The organism is Brevundimonas sp. FG8 (assembly GCF_057808845.1).
Window position 1 is genome coordinate 19,830 of record NZ_JBMDIU010000013.1, and the last position, 16,333, is coordinate 36,162.

General features: G+C 63.8%; 18 protein-coding genes. 16 read left to right on the top strand and 2 right to left on the bottom strand.

Annotation, left to right across the window (positions count from 1 at the left end; all coding sequences use genetic code 11):
• Positions 1 to 36: 36 nt before the first annotated feature.
• From ACODRV_RS15730 to ACODRV_RS15760, 7 genes are all read left to right on the top strand, one after another.
• Positions 37 to 162 carry a hypothetical protein gene (locus ACODRV_RS15730; protein ID WP_488908949.1) on the top strand — a complete coding sequence of 42 codons (126 nt, stop codon included), beginning with the start codon at positions 37 to 39 and terminating at the stop codon, positions 160 to 162.
• Between the two features lie 48 nt (positions 163 to 210).
• Positions 211 to 537, top strand: a complete 327-nt coding sequence (locus ACODRV_RS15735; protein WP_488908950.1) for a hypothetical protein — start codon at positions 211 to 213, stop codon at positions 535 to 537.
• A gap of 202 nt (positions 538 to 739) precedes the next feature.
• Positions 740 to 910 (top strand): hypothetical protein, encoded by a 171-nt coding sequence (locus ACODRV_RS15740; protein WP_488908951.1) that lies wholly within the window; start codon positions 740 to 742, stop codon positions 908 to 910.
• A 5-nt stretch (positions 911 to 915) separates the two neighbouring features.
• A complete protein-coding gene (locus ACODRV_RS15745) occupies positions 916 to 1,155 on the top strand; it encodes a hypothetical protein (RefSeq protein WP_488908952.1) in 240 nt (79 codons plus the stop codon).
• Positions 1,156 to 1,601: 446 nt separating this feature from the next.
• A complete protein-coding gene (locus ACODRV_RS15750) occupies positions 1,602 to 2,396 on the top strand; it encodes a hypothetical protein (RefSeq protein WP_488908953.1) in 795 nt (264 codons plus the stop codon).
• A 14-nt stretch (positions 2,397 to 2,410) separates the two neighbouring features.
• Positions 2,411 to 2,767 carry a hypothetical protein gene (locus ACODRV_RS15755; RefSeq protein WP_488908954.1) on the top strand — a complete coding sequence of 119 codons (357 nt, stop codon included), beginning with the start codon at positions 2,411 to 2,413 and terminating at the stop codon, positions 2,765 to 2,767.
• The gene (locus ACODRV_RS15760) at positions 2,768 to 3,640 is read left to right on the top strand and encodes a DUF7673 family protein (protein WP_488908955.1); all 873 of its coding nucleotides are present in this window, start codon (positions 2,768 to 2,770) and stop codon (positions 3,638 to 3,640) included.
• Between the two features lie 668 nt (positions 3,641 to 4,308).
• On the opposite strand, the gene ACODRV_RS15765 is transcribed toward ACODRV_RS15760, so the two are convergent.
• Positions 4,309 to 4,845 carry a hypothetical protein gene (locus ACODRV_RS15765; RefSeq protein WP_488908956.1) on the bottom strand — a complete coding sequence of 179 codons (537 nt, stop codon included), beginning with the start codon at positions 4,843 to 4,845 and terminating at the stop codon, positions 4,309 to 4,311.
• A complete protein-coding gene (locus ACODRV_RS15770; protein ID WP_488908957.1) occupies positions 4,842 to 5,564 on the bottom strand; it encodes a nucleotide-binding protein in 723 nt (240 codons plus the stop codon). Before ACODRV_RS15770 ends, ACODRV_RS15765 begins: the two co-directional genes overlap by 4 nt.
• Positions 5,565 to 6,271: 707 nt before the next feature.
• On the opposite strand from ACODRV_RS15770, the gene ACODRV_RS15775 reads away from it, so the two are divergent.
• From ACODRV_RS15775 to ACODRV_RS15815, 9 genes are all read left to right on the top strand, one after another.
• A complete protein-coding gene (locus ACODRV_RS15775; protein ID WP_488908958.1) occupies positions 6,272 to 6,613 on the top strand; it encodes a plasmid mobilization protein in 342 nt (113 codons plus the stop codon).
• Positions 6,610 to 8,691 carry a TraI/MobA(P) family conjugative relaxase gene (traI, locus tag ACODRV_RS15780; protein WP_488908959.1) on the top strand — a complete coding sequence of 694 codons (2,082 nt, stop codon included), beginning with the start codon at positions 6,610 to 6,612 and terminating at the stop codon, positions 8,689 to 8,691. Before ACODRV_RS15775 ends, traI begins: the two co-directional genes overlap by 4 nt.
• Positions 8,692 to 8,737: 46 nt before the next feature.
• Positions 8,738 to 10,858 (top strand): type IV secretory system conjugative DNA transfer family protein, encoded by a 2,121-nt coding sequence (locus ACODRV_RS15785; protein ID WP_488908960.1) that lies wholly within the window; start codon positions 8,738 to 8,740, stop codon positions 10,856 to 10,858.
• A 56-nt stretch (positions 10,859 to 10,914) separates the two neighbouring features.
• Positions 10,915 to 11,448, top strand: a complete 534-nt coding sequence (traF, locus tag ACODRV_RS15790; RefSeq protein ID WP_488908961.1) for a conjugative transfer signal peptidase TraF — start codon at positions 10,915 to 10,917, stop codon at positions 11,446 to 11,448.
• Entirely contained in the window at positions 11,448 to 12,182 is a 735-nt protein-coding gene (locus ACODRV_RS15795; protein WP_488908962.1) for a lytic transglycosylase domain-containing protein, read from the top strand. Before traF ends, ACODRV_RS15795 begins: the two co-directional genes overlap by 1 nt.
• Positions 12,124 to 12,321: a hypothetical protein gene (locus tag ACODRV_RS15800; RefSeq protein WP_488908963.1), complete on the top strand. Its 198-nt coding sequence runs from the start codon at positions 12,124 to 12,126 to the stop codon at positions 12,319 to 12,321. Before ACODRV_RS15795 ends, ACODRV_RS15800 begins: the two co-directional genes overlap by 59 nt.
• Positions 12,251 to 15,199, top strand: a complete 2,949-nt coding sequence (locus tag ACODRV_RS15805) for a zincin-like metallopeptidase domain-containing protein (RefSeq protein ID WP_488908964.1) — start codon at positions 12,251 to 12,253, stop codon at positions 15,197 to 15,199. Before ACODRV_RS15800 ends, ACODRV_RS15805 begins: the two co-directional genes overlap by 71 nt.
• Positions 15,200 to 15,315: 116 nt before the next feature.
• On the top strand, positions 15,316 to 15,762 hold the full coding sequence (locus tag ACODRV_RS15810; RefSeq protein ID WP_488908995.1) for a thermonuclease family protein: 447 nt from the start codon (positions 15,316 to 15,318) through the stop codon (positions 15,760 to 15,762).
• Between the two features lie 136 nt (positions 15,763 to 15,898).
• Positions 15,899 to 16,324: a hypothetical protein gene (locus ACODRV_RS15815; protein ID WP_488908965.1), complete on the top strand. Its 426-nt coding sequence runs from the start codon at positions 15,899 to 15,901 to the stop codon at positions 16,322 to 16,324.
• Positions 16,325 to 16,333: the final 9 nt, after the last annotated feature.

A 16,333-nucleotide genomic window follows, 5' to 3' on the forward strand; every position in this document is an offset into this window, starting at 1 on the left:
AGTGATCTTGTAACCAATCGCTTTGAGGACAAGCAAATGTATCAGTTCGCAAGCCCGATGAACGCTCTGGCCCAAGGTTCCATCCCGGCCCCGCTCAGCAACTCGATCACGGTGGCCCTGCAACAACTGGCCGAAGCCGCGAAGGCCGAAGCGGCCAACTGATTGAAGACCTCTCCGGCAGGGTTGCCGGGTCCGACGATGGAGAAGAAGATGGGCGACGTTATTCAGTTCAACCCTGAGCCGGTTCAGGCGGCTTCCGGTGTCATCGAGCGCGGGGGGCGGACGCTGGCCCTCTATGCCAAGGCCTCCGGTCTGGTGGGCCTGTATCTGGACCAGAACGACAATTGGGCGCTGCACACTGGCGATCAGGTCAATGGCTTCCGTGGCTATGTGATGCGCGAGGGTGATGCTTTCGTGATGTCCGCGTGGTGCGCCAGCGGGAAGCCGGACGCCTATCGTCAGCCTAATATCTCCTACAAGAGCGAAGACCTGGCCCTGCAAGCCCTGACCCGTGCCGCCCGTTGGATCGAGGCCTGATATGCCCGGCCCGCAAATCTTCCGCCCCGCCCATATCGAAACCCTGCGCTGCGCCGACTCGCGCCCCGGCTGGCGCGGTTGTGAACCGGCGAGCATCGAACTTGGCCAGTGGCCTGACGGTCGCTGGAGTATGGCTGTCAGCGCTCATTGCAGCGTCATTGGCCGAGCCCAAGGCGTCAGCGAATGGAGCGATGGGCGTCCTATGGCTCGCTTCCCCAGCCGGGTCGAGGCGCTGGACGCGGCGGTCGCCGAGCTGATCGATGTGGCCCGGAGCTGGGCGCATCTGGCGTCGGCGGGGGAAGTCGCTCGCATCCGTGAATGGGCCAACTCCCAGCGGACGGCTCAGGGCGACCTCTTTGGCATGGCGGCATAACCGCCATGACCCCCTGCAAGTTCAGCTTTGACGACGGCCCCGACTTCGACGGCTTCGACCTTGGCACCCGCTGGAATGGGTGGGCCAACGTCCTCGTGACCGAGGCTGTCCGCGACCAGATCGCCGATTGGTTCGACGGTGAGGTGGAGCCCGAGACGAACGCTCAGCTCCGCGCTCTGCCTGTCGTCGCGGGTCTGGTGTCTCTCGCCGACGGCTACGCCGTTACGATCACCACGGAGGCTTGATCGTGTCTCAATCTCACATTCTTAGAAACGGGGTGAGACTCTATCCCTACTCCCAACCCTCTGAGGTGGTGGGCCTCTATCTAGATGGCGATGGCAACTGGCGCCTTCACACCGGGGGCGAGGCGGGGTTCAGGGGGTACGCCTACGAGCGGTTTGGGGAGTGGACCGTGGAGGCCATGTGCGGCGTATCGGGGTTCAACTTCCGGCGCGCTGGCTACAAGACCGAGGCTGGCGCGGTTCGCGCCCTGGAACGCCAGGTCGAAAAGATCCTGCAATGAGGGGAGGGGGTTCGCCCTTTTCCCTTCCCGGCGTTCCTTAACCCTGCCGATTTTTCAGGCGTCGCAGTCGGTTTATGTTGCATCCATATACCGCGCCCGGTATAACCACATAGGCGCTTAGCGCCACCTCCCCGGCGGGGTTGCCGGGATCCGATGATGGAGACAGGCATGGCCCGCGCCAAGAAGCACACCGCCCCGGTTGAGATTGCCCCGCGCGCTCCCGATGAAGTGCTGGAAAAGCTGATTGCGGCGGGCATCAGGACGAACGATTGTCTGCTGGAGCTGAACGGCTTTCTCAGCGTCCCCTATGACTTTGAGCTGACGGGTCTCTGGGCCCTTCCCTCTGGGCTGTTCGCGTGGCCCATCGCTGTCACCAGCTACGACGGGATCACGCAGCGCCGTATGTCCCTGATGCACCCCGGCGTGAAGGAACACCCGTTCGTCCAGCACGTCGAGCAGGCCTTGGGCATCGAGCTTGAGTTTGACCCGGTCCTGTTGCGCGACGGTCGGGGTGGCGGCTGGCATGGTTATGACCTGATGACGGCGAAGCACTGGCGCGATCTGATCGCGACCCGTCACCTGACGACGGATGCGGCGATGGTCGCCTCTCTGGCTGGCGCCGTCCGCAGCGGAACGAGCGGTATCGGGACCAAGCTGGCGCGCGAAATCCTTGGACACATCGGTCTCGCCTTCCCCGACAACGGGCTTGAGAGCCTGTGCGGGTTCTCGAAACCTACCTCCCTTGAGGACGAAGATAAAAGCACCCGCTGGCCTGTGAACCACGGCTGCATCCCCTCGCTGGACCTGCTGGCGGCTTATGTCGTCGGTCTGGAGCGCGGCTGGCTCAAGCATGACCGCAGCGGCCATATGCAGTGGACCGAGCTGGGGACCGAGCGGCACGGTACGCCGCACGACGCAGTTGTGGTCGAGTCCAAGGGCGGCCAGTTCGCCTTGGCCTTCTAAGGGAGGGCCAGGACGTGACTGAGGCCCGCCCCTTCCCGTGGATGAACAATCGTCGGGTGGCCGCCCAGCCTCCCGAGTGGCTGGACACCGCCCGCCCTGACGGCCTGCCCGCTCGCTGGCTTGTGTGTGGTCGCGATGACAACCGCGCTGGCGTCTATATCGGTTGCCAGTTGGGCGATCCGAACGAATACGCCTCTGAGGGCATCCCCTATCGAGTGTCCGGCTTCGGCCAACGCTGGAACATCGTCACTGACTATGGCCGGTTTGTCCGCACCGCCCGTCGATGCGATGGCCGCAAGCCGTCGCGCCGTCAGTTCAAAACCGCACTGGCCGCCGCGAAGGCCGCCGAACTTCTGGAGACCGGCCTATGAGTGGATTTGCACAATCCAACCGCCTTGCAGCTCACCACCCTTGCCGCTATCCGCGACGGGAAAGTGTCGGAGGTGAACACCGGAATTGGCTCATGGCGAATCCAGGGTGCGCCCCCGAGCGTCGTCGGACGGCTTCGGTCTCTTGGTCTGACCGTCAAGACGAAGGTGGGTGATCGCGAGTACGCTTTCGCCCTCACAGACGCCGGGCGCACCTTGCTCCCGGCCGAGCAACAAGACGCGCCGGAGGCGCAGGGGAAGCAGATGATCCAGATCGGCGAATACCGGGTTGACCTGCGGCGCGACGGTGGCCGCGACTTGACCGATCGCACGGCGACACCGTCGCTGGCGGCTGCATTCGTCGCCTTCCGCGAGTTGCTGGCCCGCACTGACCTTGAGGGTCAGGATGTCGCCGCGAGGTTCGTCGTGAACGGCAGGAGCCTCTACTATTCGTCCTTCAACAAGCCCTTCGGCCAGGGGCGCATCCATCCAGACGCGCCGATCCGCGCCGACGCGGACCGCGCCGAGGCTGACCGCCTCGCGAAGTGGACGGTGGCGGATCGAGAGCCCGAGCCGATGGCGATGGTGGCGGGGACGAGCCAGCGCGCCCTTCTGGCCTTGGCCCGTCTGTTCGACCTGGCCAAGAGCGACACCGGTCAGTCCCGCCGCGTCGCCGCGTTCCTGATGGCCTGCTGGAACGCGGAGGAGCTGGGTGGCTTCGATCCGGTCGAGTTGAGCAATGTGGATCGCGCAATCGGGCTGGACATGGTCGAGGTGCTGGCGTTCCTCGCCAACCACCCCGGCCCGATCTATTTCAACGAGCTTGGGTTCGGCGAGGACATCCAGACGATCATCGCCCTTTGGAAGGCTCGGTGAGCAAGCCTGCCTTGCGCGAAGCGGTCCAACTGTGCGGGCTCCGTGAAGGGGTGAGGTGGTGGTTGTTCTCCCGTATCCCGCTCAGGCCAGGCGGCGCGCGCGCCGCCCTTCTGGAACCCAGCTTGAAGGTCTATGAGCGGTTCGCCGACAGTGAACGGCAGCAGCGCGCCGAAAGGGAGCGCAAGGCTGCACAGGCCAGAATCGCGCGGGGAGGCGGGCCTTGGGGCTGATAGGGTCGCTCCATCGTGGATAGTCGCGCCACAGTGGATGGCGGACGGGTGCGCGCCGCTGACGGTATGCGGCGGCCCCGCGTTGGCCAGTTCGTCAGCGCCGACGCGTCCGTGACACGGAATCGAGAAGGGCTCTGGCAGACGGCCATTAAGGCGTCGCCGGTTTCACCGCCTTCCGACGCCCTGCTGCAGTACGATCCTGAGGGCGAATGGTTTGCCTTGGTCGTCACCCGCCGAGCCGTGGAGGGGCGAGCGCTCATTCAGCAGCTCCGCTCTGGGGAGCTGGTTTGGGATGCGATCACGCGGACGACCATCGCGCGCAGCGGTGCCGTGATTGATGGTATCTTGGCCTCGCTGCGTTGAGGCTGGCTAAGATGGCAAAAGGCCCGCCGCCCCATACGAGGGGCGGCGGGCCTTGTCGTTTCACTCCAGCCTGGCTCAGCCGCCGAGGAATACCGCACCGACTGCGATCACGCTCGCGACGCCGGCAAGCACCGAGGCGGTGACGGCGACGGCTTTCGCCGACTTTGCGGCCGTGGTCTCGGCGACCATAGCCGCCAGCGTCGGCCGCAGCGCATCCAGCACCCCTTCCGCGATCTTCGGCCCCACTGTCTCGCCCGCCGCCTGGATCTTCTGGGCGATGAAGTCACCGCCCTCATTCACGATCCGTCCAGCGACGGCCCGCGAGGCTATCATCTGTTCTTCGGCCGAGTGGCTGAGCGCATCGAGGCCGCGGTTCAGCTCCGTTGACATCGCCCTCATGTGTCGCTCGCTGACCGCCTCGAAAATGGTCAGCAAGACGAGGGCCGGATCGTCCGCGCGCAACAGGAGGTGATGGCGCTTGGCGACCAGGGCGATGATGTCTTTGATGTCCGACGGGACAAAGCGCGGCCCCAGCTCGCCGCCGAGGTCCAGTTCGGCCCCGGCGGCTGGCGCCTCCGCCTTCCTCTCTGGCGTTTCCATCGCGTCGGTCACAGCACCGTCGCCATGCGATCCATGTACCGCCGGCCGAGCTGTCTCAGCCGTTGCTTCGGCATGATCCCGAACACGTCCGATTCCTGCGCTTCGGCGAAGGTCATCCGCCGGGTGATAAGCTGGGCCAGGTCTTCCCGGTAGGTGTCGGTTCCCTCACGGTCGAGGCGGATCACGCCCCGCAGACGGGCCTTGTTCTCCAGATAGAACGCGAGGTCTTCCAGCTCCTTTTCACCGTGTTGGATCGGGCCGAAGAACGCGTTGGCCCAGAGCACGATTTGGGTCTCGGACGGCATCTGCTGAACGAGGTTCACGAAACCCTCCGAGGTGTGGCGCATGGCTTCGCCTCCGACGACGACCGGATGAACGAACAGCTCCTTTCCGGCCGAGTGGATCATGTCAGGCACATCGTTCTCGATCAGATACGAGGTCAGGGCCAAAAAGGCCCCGGCGCCGCAGTCCACGACGAAGTCGCGGTCTTCGCTCAAGATGACTTCCATCATCTGATCGAAGTTTCGCTCAACGATCCGGTCGCTGTCATCGAGCAGATTTAGGCGCACGACATCGAGTCCCTTCCAGCCCGAGAGGCTGTCGTTCACGGGGTCGGTGTCGAAGCACTTGGCGGGCTCGCCGTTGCGGCCCTGATATTGGGCCAGGAAGGCGGCGATCATCGTCTTGCCGACGCCGCCCTTGCCTTGAAGATTGAAGTGTACGCGACGCATGGGGGAGGGCTCCTAGAATAGCTCGCCTTCGGGGCGGCTCAGGTTTCTGAACCGCTTAGGGCGGTCCTCATGTTGGGCTTGCAGCGGTTGGCCGTCAGTCGGAGGCGACTTCGGCACTACCGGCTCAGGCGGAGGCGGAGCAGTCGGCTGGATCGTCGCCACGGCTGCCTCCGCGACATTCGCCTTGGGGCGGAATGCCCGACGGACGTGTCTCGTGAACTGAGGGTAGCTGAACGGAAGTCGGTCTTTGTACCGCTCATAAATCGATGACATCCACTCGCCCCTGTCGAGGGCGGCCTTGATGTCATCGGCCACCAGATTGAACGCCATTCGTCCGACGGGCGGCCCCTTTTTCGGGCGTTCGTCGCTCATATTCTCCACCTCCAGGCCTACGGGTTTTACCCGAGCCTTGCAGCGGCCCGAATATGTACGATAGACCATATTCTAAGAGCTGGCGGAGCGCAATTGAGCGCAATTGAGTGCAATAGTATGCAATACCGAGACGTGACGGCCCCCTCCATTGACCCGCTTGCATGGATTTGCACACATTTGCCTGGCGTTAGGAGGCAGGATAGGTATTGTGGGCCTACACCGCTTCGCGGCTCCGCCCCCCAATACAGCCTTATTCGCCTTCGGCTCATCGGCTTCCCTGCTCTGCGAGGCACACGCCGGCTACCGCCGGTAATCGCTGGCGCGAGGGGCAGGGCATGACCGCCCGCCCTATCCGTGAGCGGGATCGACCGCTCAAGGTTTACGTCACGGCGGACGAGCGGGCGGCCATTGTCCGCGGCGCTGAACTCACCGGCCTAACGGTCTCCGACTTCTTGCGGCGCGTGGGTCAGGGCTTCGAGCCCAAGACAGCCCTCGACCACGAAAAGGTCATGGACCTTCATCGTTTGAGGGGCGACCTCGGCCGGATGGGCGGCCTGTTGAAACTGTGGCTCACCGACCGCGCCGGGGAGGGCGCCGATGTCGGTGATGTTCGCCGACTTCTGAACGACATCGAGGCCATCGGCGAGGAAGTCCGCGACAAGGTGCGTCAGCTATGATCGCCCACCGCATCACCCGTAAGTCGGGCAAGGACTCGTACACCCGTCTCGGGCTGTACGTTCTCGACCTTGACCATCCGCAAGATCCCCGTGCCTTTGATCGCCTCGCCTCCTATGTCACGGACAGAGAGGGCGGGGGGGAGCGGGTTGTCGCGGCGCGGGTGACGAACTGTGAAACCCACGATCTGGAAATGGCGCTGGATCAGATCGAGCGTGTCCAGGCGTTGAACACCCGGTCCAAGTCTGAGAAGTCCTACCACCTTGTCATCAGCTTCCCCGAGGGCGAGCGCCCCACGCATGACCAGCTCCGCGACATCGAAGATCATCTAGTCGCGGCTATCGGGCTGTCGGACCACCAGCGCATTTCAGCGGTCCATGACGACACGGACAACCTGCATATCCATGTCGCCATCAACAAGGTTCATCCCGAGACGTATCGGAACGTCGAGCCGTACCGGGATCACCCGAAGCTGATGGAAGCTTGTCGCGAGCTGGAGAAAAAGCACGGTCTCAGGCTCGACAATCACGGCCTCGCAGACGACCGGGTTGAGGCGCGCCAGAAGGATCGCGGCAAGGCCCAGGACGGGGCCGACAAGATGGAGGCCCACGCCGGGCGAGAGTCGCTAGGCCGTTGGATCGAGGAAAATGCTCGAGAACAGATCGTCGGCGACATCGAGAAGGCGGAAAGCTGGCAGGACGTGCATGAGGCCTTTGCAAAGCACGGGTTGACGGTGGCGGCGCGGACACGAGGCCTGGTCGTCGGAGTTGAAGGGACAAAGGCTTGGGTGAAAGCCAGCTCCATCGACCGCGCGCTTTCCGCTCACAAACTGGCCCAACGCTTCGGCGAGTTCCAAGCGGCCAGCCGCGAAGATCGCAGACAGGGCGCCGAACAGGACGGCGAAGATAGGGCGGGGGCTCAAGAACGGCCGAAGGCCGAGGCAAGGGCGGAGCGCTCGGCGGTTCCGCCCGGCGGCGGCTATCGAGGCGCGCCCCGGCACGACAAGGCTTTGGCGAAGGCGCTGTTTGCTCGATACGAAGCTCAGAAAGAGGTCGCCCTGTCAGCCCGGACACAGGCGCTCGCCGACATCGAGCAGAAGTACGGCGACTACGCGGTACAGCTACGTTCGCACTACCAGGGCCAGTTGAAAGCGCTGAAACTGCAGCGTGGCATTAACCCTGCACTCAAGAAGGCGCAGCGGGCGCAGATCGAGACGATGCGCGCGAAGTCGGCCGTTGACCGGAGGGCGCGAGCCGCCGCTGATCGCAAAGCTATTAGGCAGGCCTACGGCCTACCAACATGGCAGAGGTTCCTTGAGGCTGAGGCGGCCCGAGGCGATGAAGCGGCGCTTTCGGTCCTGCGCTCCAGGACCATCGCGAAGGATTCGATGGCGGCCGACATTCTTACCGCGGCTGACGTAATGTCGGCGCGGAACGTCGTCTATCAGCAGCTCTCGCCAGAGGCGCGTAAGAATGGCGACATGGTCTATCGGACCAAGGATGGGGGTCAGGTCACAGATCGAGCGCGGGAGGTCCGGGCAGACACAGCAACGCTCAGTTCGGCATTCCTCGCTTTGTCGCTGGCATCGGATCGCTTCGCTGGCCAGCCTCTCGTGATCGCCGGCACCGACGCCTTCAAGGCCGCCGTCATCGAGGCCGCGACCGTTCCTGGTATGAACGTGCGGTTCGCCGATCCGGCGATGGAGGCTGCGAGGGTGGCGGAAATCGCCAGGTTGCGGCCCGAAGATCCGAAGGACCGTGTCCCCGACCAGACGCTCGCTGCGGCATATGTCGATCAACGGAACGCGTCGCGGGCGCGCATCGCTGATATTCCGCCGCACCGCATCTGGACCCCCGCTGATGCTGGGCCCACCGAGTACGCCGGACGACGCCGGTTCGCCGACGGGTCTGAGGCGGTCCTGCTGCGCGACCAACGCGGGATTACCGTTATGCCAGTGACGTGGCGACAGGCGGCCAAGGCAAGCCGCTGGACGCCCGGTGCGCTCGTTGTGACCGATCCTACCGGACGCTTCGTCAACCCCACTCGTTCGGCTGGGAAGGGGCCTCAGGAGCGCTCCTAAACGAGGGGAGGGGGCAACGGCGCTTCCAACCGGCAGAATATGTAGTATGTACCATATTTCTGACCGTCTATTGGGATTGCCGATGTCAACTGTGAAGACGACGAAGCCCCGCACTGTCCGCCCACATACGACGAAGCTCGCATTGTGGGGGCTACTCGTGCTCGCAGCCTGGCTAGTCCTGTCGAGCTGGGCGACAACGCAATGGCTGGCCCATAAGTTCGGCTATGTGCCACAGCTCGGCGAGCGGGGCTCGCTGGGCCTCTATGGACCGTTCGATTGGTTTACGTGGGTCGCGAAATACTATCGCTCCCAGCAGACAATCTTCGGCATGGGTGGTCTAGGCTTCACGGCCTCCGTCGCTCTTGGCTTCTTCGTCTATGCCTTGTCTCTGGGCTTCGGCGTCCGCTCCAGCAAGACCGCCAGCGACTTGCACGGGTCGGCCCATTGGGGCGCTATGGACGATGTTGAGCGCGCGGGTTTCATCCCCCGCAAGCTTGGCTTCCTACGGCGCCGACGCCCGCCATCGGCGGGGGTATATTGCGCGGCATTCGAGGCCAAGGACAGGAAGCGCTACTACCTCCGCCACAATGGCCCCGAACACATCGCGGTCATCGCCCCCACGCGATCCGGCAAAGGTGTCTCGGTCGTTGTCCCCACGCTGTTGAGCTGGCCTGCCAGCGTGGTCATCCACGACCAGAAGGGCGAGCTTTGGGCCATGACCGCCGGATGGCGTCAGCGCGAGGCTGGTAATCTCGTGATGAAGTTCGATCCAGCCGCCCTCACGGGCAGCGTGGCCTTCAATCCTCTGGACGAAGTACGGGTAGGCACCGCCTACGAGGTCGGTGATGTCCAGAACCTTGTGACGATGATCGTTGACCCGGACGGCAAGGGTCTGGCCGACCACTGGGCGAAGACCGCCCACGCATTGCTCACCGGCCTCGTGCTGCATCTGGCCTACAAAGGGCAGGCCGCCGGGAAGCCCGCCACTTTGCCAGGCCTAGCCTTCGCCCTGTCCGACCCTACGCGAGACGTGACGCAGCTCTATCTCGAAATGCTGCACAACTCGCACCTGGTAGCGCGAGACGCCGCCGGCAAGCCTGTGATCGACGCCAATTCCGGTCGCCCGGTACGGAGCGCCCACCCCGTCGTCTCGGCCGCCGCGCGCGATATGCTGAACCGGGCCGACGCCGAGCGCAGCTCGGTCCTTTCGACCGCGATGTCCTACCTCTCCCTGTACCGGGACGAGCTTGTCGCCAAGAACGTCAGCCACAGCGACTTCCGCATCAATGACCTGATGAACGCTGAAAAGCCGGTGTCGCTCTATATCGTCGTCCGGCCGGAAGATAAGGACCGGCTCAAGCCGTTGATCCGCTTGCTCCTGAACCAGCTCGTTCGCGTCCTGCTGCGCCCCGAGCTGCAATACGTCGATGGCCGTCAGGTAGACCCCCACAAGCATCGACTGCTGTTGATGGTCGATGAATTCCCGTCGCTTGGCCGCCTTGATGTGTTTCAGGAGTCGCTGGCCTTCATCGCCGGTTACGGCATCAAGGCCATGCTTATCATGCAAGACCTGTCGCAACTGCATCAGGCCTACACGCAGCATGAGTCGATCCTGTCGAACTGCCACATTCGGATCGCGTTCGCGCCGAACAGGCTGGAGACCGCACAGTGGCTCTCCAACTCATGCGGTGTAACGACGGTCGTAACCGAGAACATCACCTCGTCCGGTTCGCGGTTTGGCGGCTTCCTTGGCAACACCTCGCGTTCCTTCCAATCGACCCAGCGACCTCTAATCACGCCGGATGAAGCCCTGCGTCTCAAGTCCCCTGAGAAGGACGGGACGGGGCAGATCGTTTCGCCCGGCGAGGTGATTGTTCAGGCGGCGGGCTTCCCGCCGACGAAGGCGATCCAGAGCCTCTATTTCCAGAATGCGGTCTTCTCCCAAAGGGTGAAAATCGCGCCGCCGGAAATCAGCGATCGCATCCCGTACACGCCGCCCATGTCGGACGTGCCTTTCGAGCTTCGGGCCGATGTCGTCTCCGAAGCCCAGGCCGAAGTCAACGAGGCGGCCCCGGCGCCGTCCGGCGGTACGGTCGCCCAGCACGGCACCGACCCCTTCACTTCCCGCCCGCGTACTTCCGACATTTCCGAAAGGTTCGTCCCATGAGGATCCCCGACGCCTTAGTCCGGTTCGCAGACCGCGCTTCTCTCTCGATGCTGCGCGTGGCGCTGATCGGCAGCAGCACCCTGGCCGTTGCGGCCTGTGCGCTGACGGCGACCGCCTACGCCCAAGGCTACCGCGTGAACCTGACGCCATCCATGCCGCTCGGCATCTGGAAGGTCGCCAGCAGCAAGGCGTTCAGCCGCGGCGATGTTGTATGGGTCTGCCCGCCCAGCTCTGGCCCGATGAACGAAGCACATCGTTTCGGCTACATACCTGCCGGGTTCTGCGGAAGCGGGTTGTCGCCTCTGCTCAAGCCGGTCGTTGCGGTCGAGGGCGACCATGTCTCGGTCAATGCCGAGGGCGTCCGGGTGAATGGCGAGCTGGTCCCGAATAGCGCTCCGGTGCGTGTTGATGGAAGCGGGCGGCGACTGCCGCGTCTTCCGAATATCTCGTACACGGTGCAGCCGGGCCAGGTCTGGCTTGTCAGCTCCTACAATCCCGCCAGCTTCGACAGCCGTTACTTCGGCCCGCTCTCGGCTGATCTGGTGGATGGCCGGGCGCGACCGGTTCTGATCCAGCCGGAGGAGCAGTAATGGCGCCGCGCCTCGCCGTGCGTCTCGCCGTCGCAGCTACTCTCGGGCTTTCCTCTTATGCCGCGCCACCGGAGGCAAGCGCCCGGTCCAGGGCGCTAGATCCGGCGCTCGCAGCCTGCGCCCCTCATGTCAGCCCAGCTACGCTCGCCCACATCATCCGGGTTGAGAGCAGCGGAAACCCGCTTGCGGTCAACGTCAACGTCATCCGCGGGCGGGCTCGCTACCGGGTGCCCCGCATCCAGTCCGCCGCACACGGCGCCAGCGTGGTGCGCGACGCGATAAGCCAAGGCTACAACGTCGATATTGGCTTGATGCAGGTAAACAGCCGCAACTTGCCCCGTCTGGGCTACACGATTGAGCAAATGTTCGTCCCCTGCACCAATGTACGCGCAGGCGCAGAGATTTTGACGGACAACTATTCTCGGGCGCGGCGTCAACATGGTGACGGACAGAACGCGTTACTCGCCGCTTTGTCGGCTTATAACACCGGAAGCTTTACGCGCGGCTTCAATAACGGATATGTCGCTAGGTACTTCAATATAGAGTATGCTACATATACTCCTGCGCCAGCGGGTGTTGTTCCTGCCTCTCCGGTAGGTTCGGAGGCCCCGGCGCAAGACGTGCCGAACCCATACACTTCCGAACTTTCAGTCTATTCACGAGAGAGAGCCGAGAATGTCCAGCAACCCCAGCAACCCGTCGGTGCGCCAGCCGATCTTGTCGGCCCGGATTGAGGATTCTGACACCTTCGGCGTGATGTCCGTCGTCTCGCCGGAAGACGCCGAGCGAATGGGGGCGTTCCATGAAGACGCCCTATCCGAAGATGAAGCATGGGATTCTCAGGTGGACGGGGAGGGCGCCGCCAATGGCTAAGGCTCCCAAGAAGCAACGGACGCCGAAGACCGAACGCGAAGACTTCGCGTCCGAGGTCGCCCGCAAGTTCGTCGTCGCCATGTCCGAAGGAACCGCGCCCTGGCAGCGCCCTTGGCAGGCTGGAGAGCTGACGGCGGCCTTCAACCCGACGACGGGAAATGCCTACAAGGGCATCAACCAGCACTGGCTAGGCCTGCAAGGCTACGGCGACCCGCGCTGGCTGACCTACAAGCAGGCCGAGGCCATTGGCGCCCAAGTCCGCAAGGGCGAAACCGGGACCAGCGTCGAATACTGGAAGTTCCACGACGAAAGAGCGGTCAAGGACGACGGCGGACGCCCCGTGATCGATGCAGACGGTCGCCAGATCACCCAGCGCGTCGAGCTGGAGTCGCCCCGGCGGTTTTATGCGCGGGTCTTCAACGCCGAACAGCTCGACGGCCTGCCGGCGCTTCCGCCGCGCGAGCCCGGTAACGAATGGGAACGGCACCAGCGCCTTGAGGCGATCCTGGCCGGGTCCGAGTCTCCGATCCGGCACGTCGAAGGTGACCGCGCATACTATTCGCTGACGAAAGATCACATCGTCCTGCCCGAGCGCAGCCAGTTCCCCAGCGCGGAGAACTACTATGCGACGGCCCTGCATGAGCTGGGTCACTCCACCGGCCACGCCTCGCGCCTGGATCGCGACCTCGCGCATCCCTTCGGTTCGGAGGGCTACGCGAAAGAAGAACTCGTAGCCGAGCTGTATAGCTACATGATGGCCCAGCGGGTCGGATGCGAATTCGATCCCGGCAACCATCACTCCTACGTCGCGAGCTGGATCAAGGCGCTGGAGGAAGACCCGCGCGAAATCTTCCGCGCCGCCAGCGCCGCAGAGAAGGCGATGGAGTATGTCTTGACCCGCGAGCGTGAGCGCGAGCTGACCCAGGACAACGCGAACGCCCTGTGGCTTCCCGCCGATCTTTCGCTATCGGATTTCCGGGCAGAGACCGCCGCCTTGGGCCTGTCCGAGCAAGACCAGCAATCCTTGCTGTTGTTCGGCAGGGACATCGCCAACGCCCTCACCGTCGGCATCCCCCATGATCTGCCGGGGGCGCCCGAGCTGACCACGCCATTCGAGGACATGATGGCCTTCGCCCAGCGCGGGGAGGCTCAGATGATGGCCGCCTCGCACGTCCTGAGCATGGCGATGGCGCGCGATCCCGAGAAAGCCGCATTGCTTCGCCCGAAGTGGGCGCTGGCGGCGGCCTTGGTCGAAGATCGCATGAACGACATCCGCCTCGATCTGGCGGAAGCCGAAATGCGAGAGGTGGACGCCGCAATCGGCGCTCAACACGCCTACGCCGAACGCGCCGCCGAGCTGCGCGATGACGCGACCATTGATGAAGACCAGGCGCAATCCATCCTCGACCGGGAGTTTCCGATGCGCGAACAGACCGAGGCGCGGTTCGCCGACGAGCGCGTCAACCTTCACGTCCCGTTCGCCGATAAGAACGCCGCCAAGGCCGCCGGGGCGAAGTGGGACAAGGTCGATAAGCTCTGGTACGCGCCAGCCGGCGCAGACCTCGCCAAGCTCGATAACTGGCTCGCGCCAGCCGAGCAAAGTCAGGCCTTTGTGAAGCCGCCGCACGAAGAACTCGCTGACGCGATGGTCGCGATGGGGCTTATCGTGAACAGTCAGCCCAAGCTCGACGGAAAGTGGCATCGTGTCCCGACGACGGACGACAAGAAGAATGGCCAAGGCAACTATATCGACCAAAGCGGGGCATACCGCGCGTTCGATGATCGCAACGAAAACGGCCTTCCGGCGGGCACAATCCAGAACCACCAGACCGGCCAGGTCATTACCTGGAAATACTCGCAGATCGTGCAATCGGTTAGTCCAGAGGTGAAGGCCAGACAGGAGCGGGAGAAGGCCGAGAAGAACGCGGCGCGGGAGGCGCAGGCGCTCGCTGATCGTTCGGCGCTGGCCGACTTGGTCACGCAGCTTATCGATCAAGGCCAGCCAGTGCCGGCCGATCACGCCTACCTCTCGCGCAAGGACATCGCGCCGCAAGGTCTGGTGATGATGGACAGCGTCGTTGAATGGCCGCCGAACTTCACTCCGACCGCCGCAGAGCCCAAGGCTCAGCAGCTAGGCGGAAAGGATCACCTGTTGATCCCGATTCACGACATGGACGGCAAGGTCTGGAGCGCCCAGGCCATCAGCCCGCACGGCAAAAAGTCCTTCCCGCGTGGTTGTCCGAAATCGGACATGCACCACCTGATCGGCGACGTGGACAATCAGCGGCCGATCCTCTTTGCCGAGGGATACGCCACTGGCCGGGATCTTCACGAGGGGACCACCTATCCGGTCGCCGTCTGTTTCGACTCTGGCAACCTGCCGCGCGTCATGCAGCTCTATCGTGACCGCTACCCCGACCGCCTTCTGATCGCTGCCGGCGACAACGATCACCGTAAGGAACAGGAAATCAATGCCAGCACTGGCCAGCCGAAAATCAATGTCGGCAAGACGAAGGCTATAGCCGCGGCGGAGGCCGTCGGTGGCCAGACGCTACTGCCTGAGTTCCAGCCAGACGACAAGGGCTCCGACTGGAACGACCTTCGCAAACTGCACGGCAAGGAAGCGCAGCTCGACCAGCTTCGCGAGGGTATGAGGGCGGCGATCCGTCGCCACCAGGCCGACGAGCTGACCCGATCCGGCGAGGGCGAGAAACACCGTAAGGACCGCGACGCTCGACAGCTTGAGCGGGACCAGGAGAAGGAGCGGGGTCGCGATGATGACCGCGACCTGACCCGTGGTCTAGATCGCGGCGGTCGTGAGGTCGAGCGCGGCGACCGTGAACCGGAGCGCGCACCGGCCCTTGCAATGGGCCGCTGATCCTCGCTTCCTCGATCTAACCTCTGGCCGTCGTCCTCCACAGGGCGGCGGCCCTTTTTTCGGAGCCTTCCATGCTCTTTCGCTTCTCCAGCCGCCGTCTTCGCTTAGGCCTGCCGATGATCGCCCTTGGCATCCTCGCGACCGGCTATGCCGCACTCGGAGACCGCCTCGCTCTCGCCTCTGGCGTTCCTATCCGATCGCATAGCGATCCCACGCTCAGCGGTCGGCCGTCTCACGTCACCGACGGCGATACGATCCGGTTCGGCCGAACTCGCGTTCGTCTTCACGGCATCCAGGCGCCTGAAATGGATACCGCCGACGGTCCCCGTTCTCGGGCCGCTTTGATCGAGCTGATAGGGCAGGGGGAAGTCTCGTGTGAAGACACTGGCCAGCGCTCCTATCGGCGCGTGGTGGCCCGGTGCTTTGACGCCCAAGGGCGTAATTTGTCCGCACGGATGGTTCGCGCTGGATGGGCGACCGATTGGCCGCGATACTCGTCAGGCCGCTACGCGGCGGATCAGATCTTGGCCACCGTCCAAGGACGGGGTTTGCACGGTCGCTGACGCGCCATTTCGTGCGGCGTTACTACGCCGGGGGGAAGAGTTTTGCGGGGGTGGCGATAGTGATTTTTCCGCTTGCGGTTATACCGGGCTAGGTATATTCTAGGGCTCTAGATCGGCATTTTGTCGGGAGGCTGTTATGGACGTGAGGCAAGAGGATTGGTCGATGGGCGCCTTGGCTCCGGTGATCGACGCCGAGCCGATCAGGACGGTTTACACCGTGCGGGACGAACAGGTTGTCCCTCTGGATCAACGCCAGCAGGAAGCCGGGCAGGGGAGGTCGAGGGGCCTTATCGTTCAGAGCCTCTTGGAGGTCGGCAACGCCTTTGTTGGGGTGGGGTTCGGTCTGTTCAGGTTCGTGGTCGGCCTGTCGTTCGGCCTCGGCCTGCTGGGCTGTCTCGTCATGGGGATCTATTGGCTGCTGACCCAGCATCCTAACAGCATTAAGTTTGGCCTGATTTCGCTGGCCTTCATGTGCGTGGCGGCCCTGCTCCAGGGCTGCTCCTACGCCGTCCAGCAACGTCTCAATACGTGGGTCGCCAAGGGCGGCCGGCGCGCTTCCTGATCGAAGCAT

Bases quoted from the DNA above. Each gene is read 5' to 3' on its own strand.
- ACODRV_RS15735 (WP_488908950.1), top strand. From the start codon at position 211: ATGGGCGACGTTATTCAGTTCAACCCTGAGCCGGTTCAGGCGGCTTCC.
- ACODRV_RS15750 (WP_488908953.1), top strand. From the start codon at position 1,602: ATGGCCCGCGCCAAGAAGCACACCGCCCCGGTTGAGATTGCCCCGCGC.
- ACODRV_RS15785 (WP_488908960.1), top strand. From the start codon at position 8,738: ATGTACCATATTTCTGACCGTCTATTGGGATTGCCGATGTCAACTGTG.
- traI (WP_488908959.1), top strand. From the start codon at position 6,610: ATGATCGCCCACCGCATCACCCGTAAGTCGGGCAAGGACTCGTACACC.
- ACODRV_RS15815 (WP_488908965.1), top strand. From the start codon at position 15,899: ATGGACGTGAGGCAAGAGGATTGGTCGATGGGCGCCTTGGCTCCGGTG.
- ACODRV_RS15730 (WP_488908949.1), top strand. From the start codon at position 37: ATGTATCAGTTCGCAAGCCCGATGAACGCTCTGGCCCAAGGTTCCATC.
- ACODRV_RS15800 (WP_488908963.1), top strand. From the start codon at position 12,124: ATGTCCAGCAACCCCAGCAACCCGTCGGTGCGCCAGCCGATCTTGTCG.
- ACODRV_RS15770 (WP_488908957.1), bottom strand. From the start codon at position 5,564: ATGCGTCGCGTACACTTCAATCTTCAAGGCAAGGGCGGCGTCGGCAAG.
- ACODRV_RS15795 (WP_488908962.1), top strand. From the start codon at position 11,448: ATGGCGCCGCGCCTCGCCGTGCGTCTCGCCGTCGCAGCTACTCTCGGG.
- ACODRV_RS15805 (WP_488908964.1), top strand. From the start codon at position 12,251: ATGAAGACGCCCTATCCGAAGATGAAGCATGGGATTCTCAGGTGGACG.
- ACODRV_RS15810 (WP_488908995.1), top strand. From the start codon at position 15,316: ATGATCGCCCTTGGCATCCTCGCGACCGGCTATGCCGCACTCGGAGAC.
- ACODRV_RS15745 (WP_488908952.1), top strand. From the start codon at position 916: ATGACCCCCTGCAAGTTCAGCTTTGACGACGGCCCCGACTTCGACGGC.
- ACODRV_RS15775 (WP_488908958.1), top strand. From the start codon at position 6,272: ATGACCGCCCGCCCTATCCGTGAGCGGGATCGACCGCTCAAGGTTTAC.
- ACODRV_RS15740 (WP_488908951.1), top strand. From the start codon at position 740: ATGGCTCGCTTCCCCAGCCGGGTCGAGGCGCTGGACGCGGCGGTCGCC.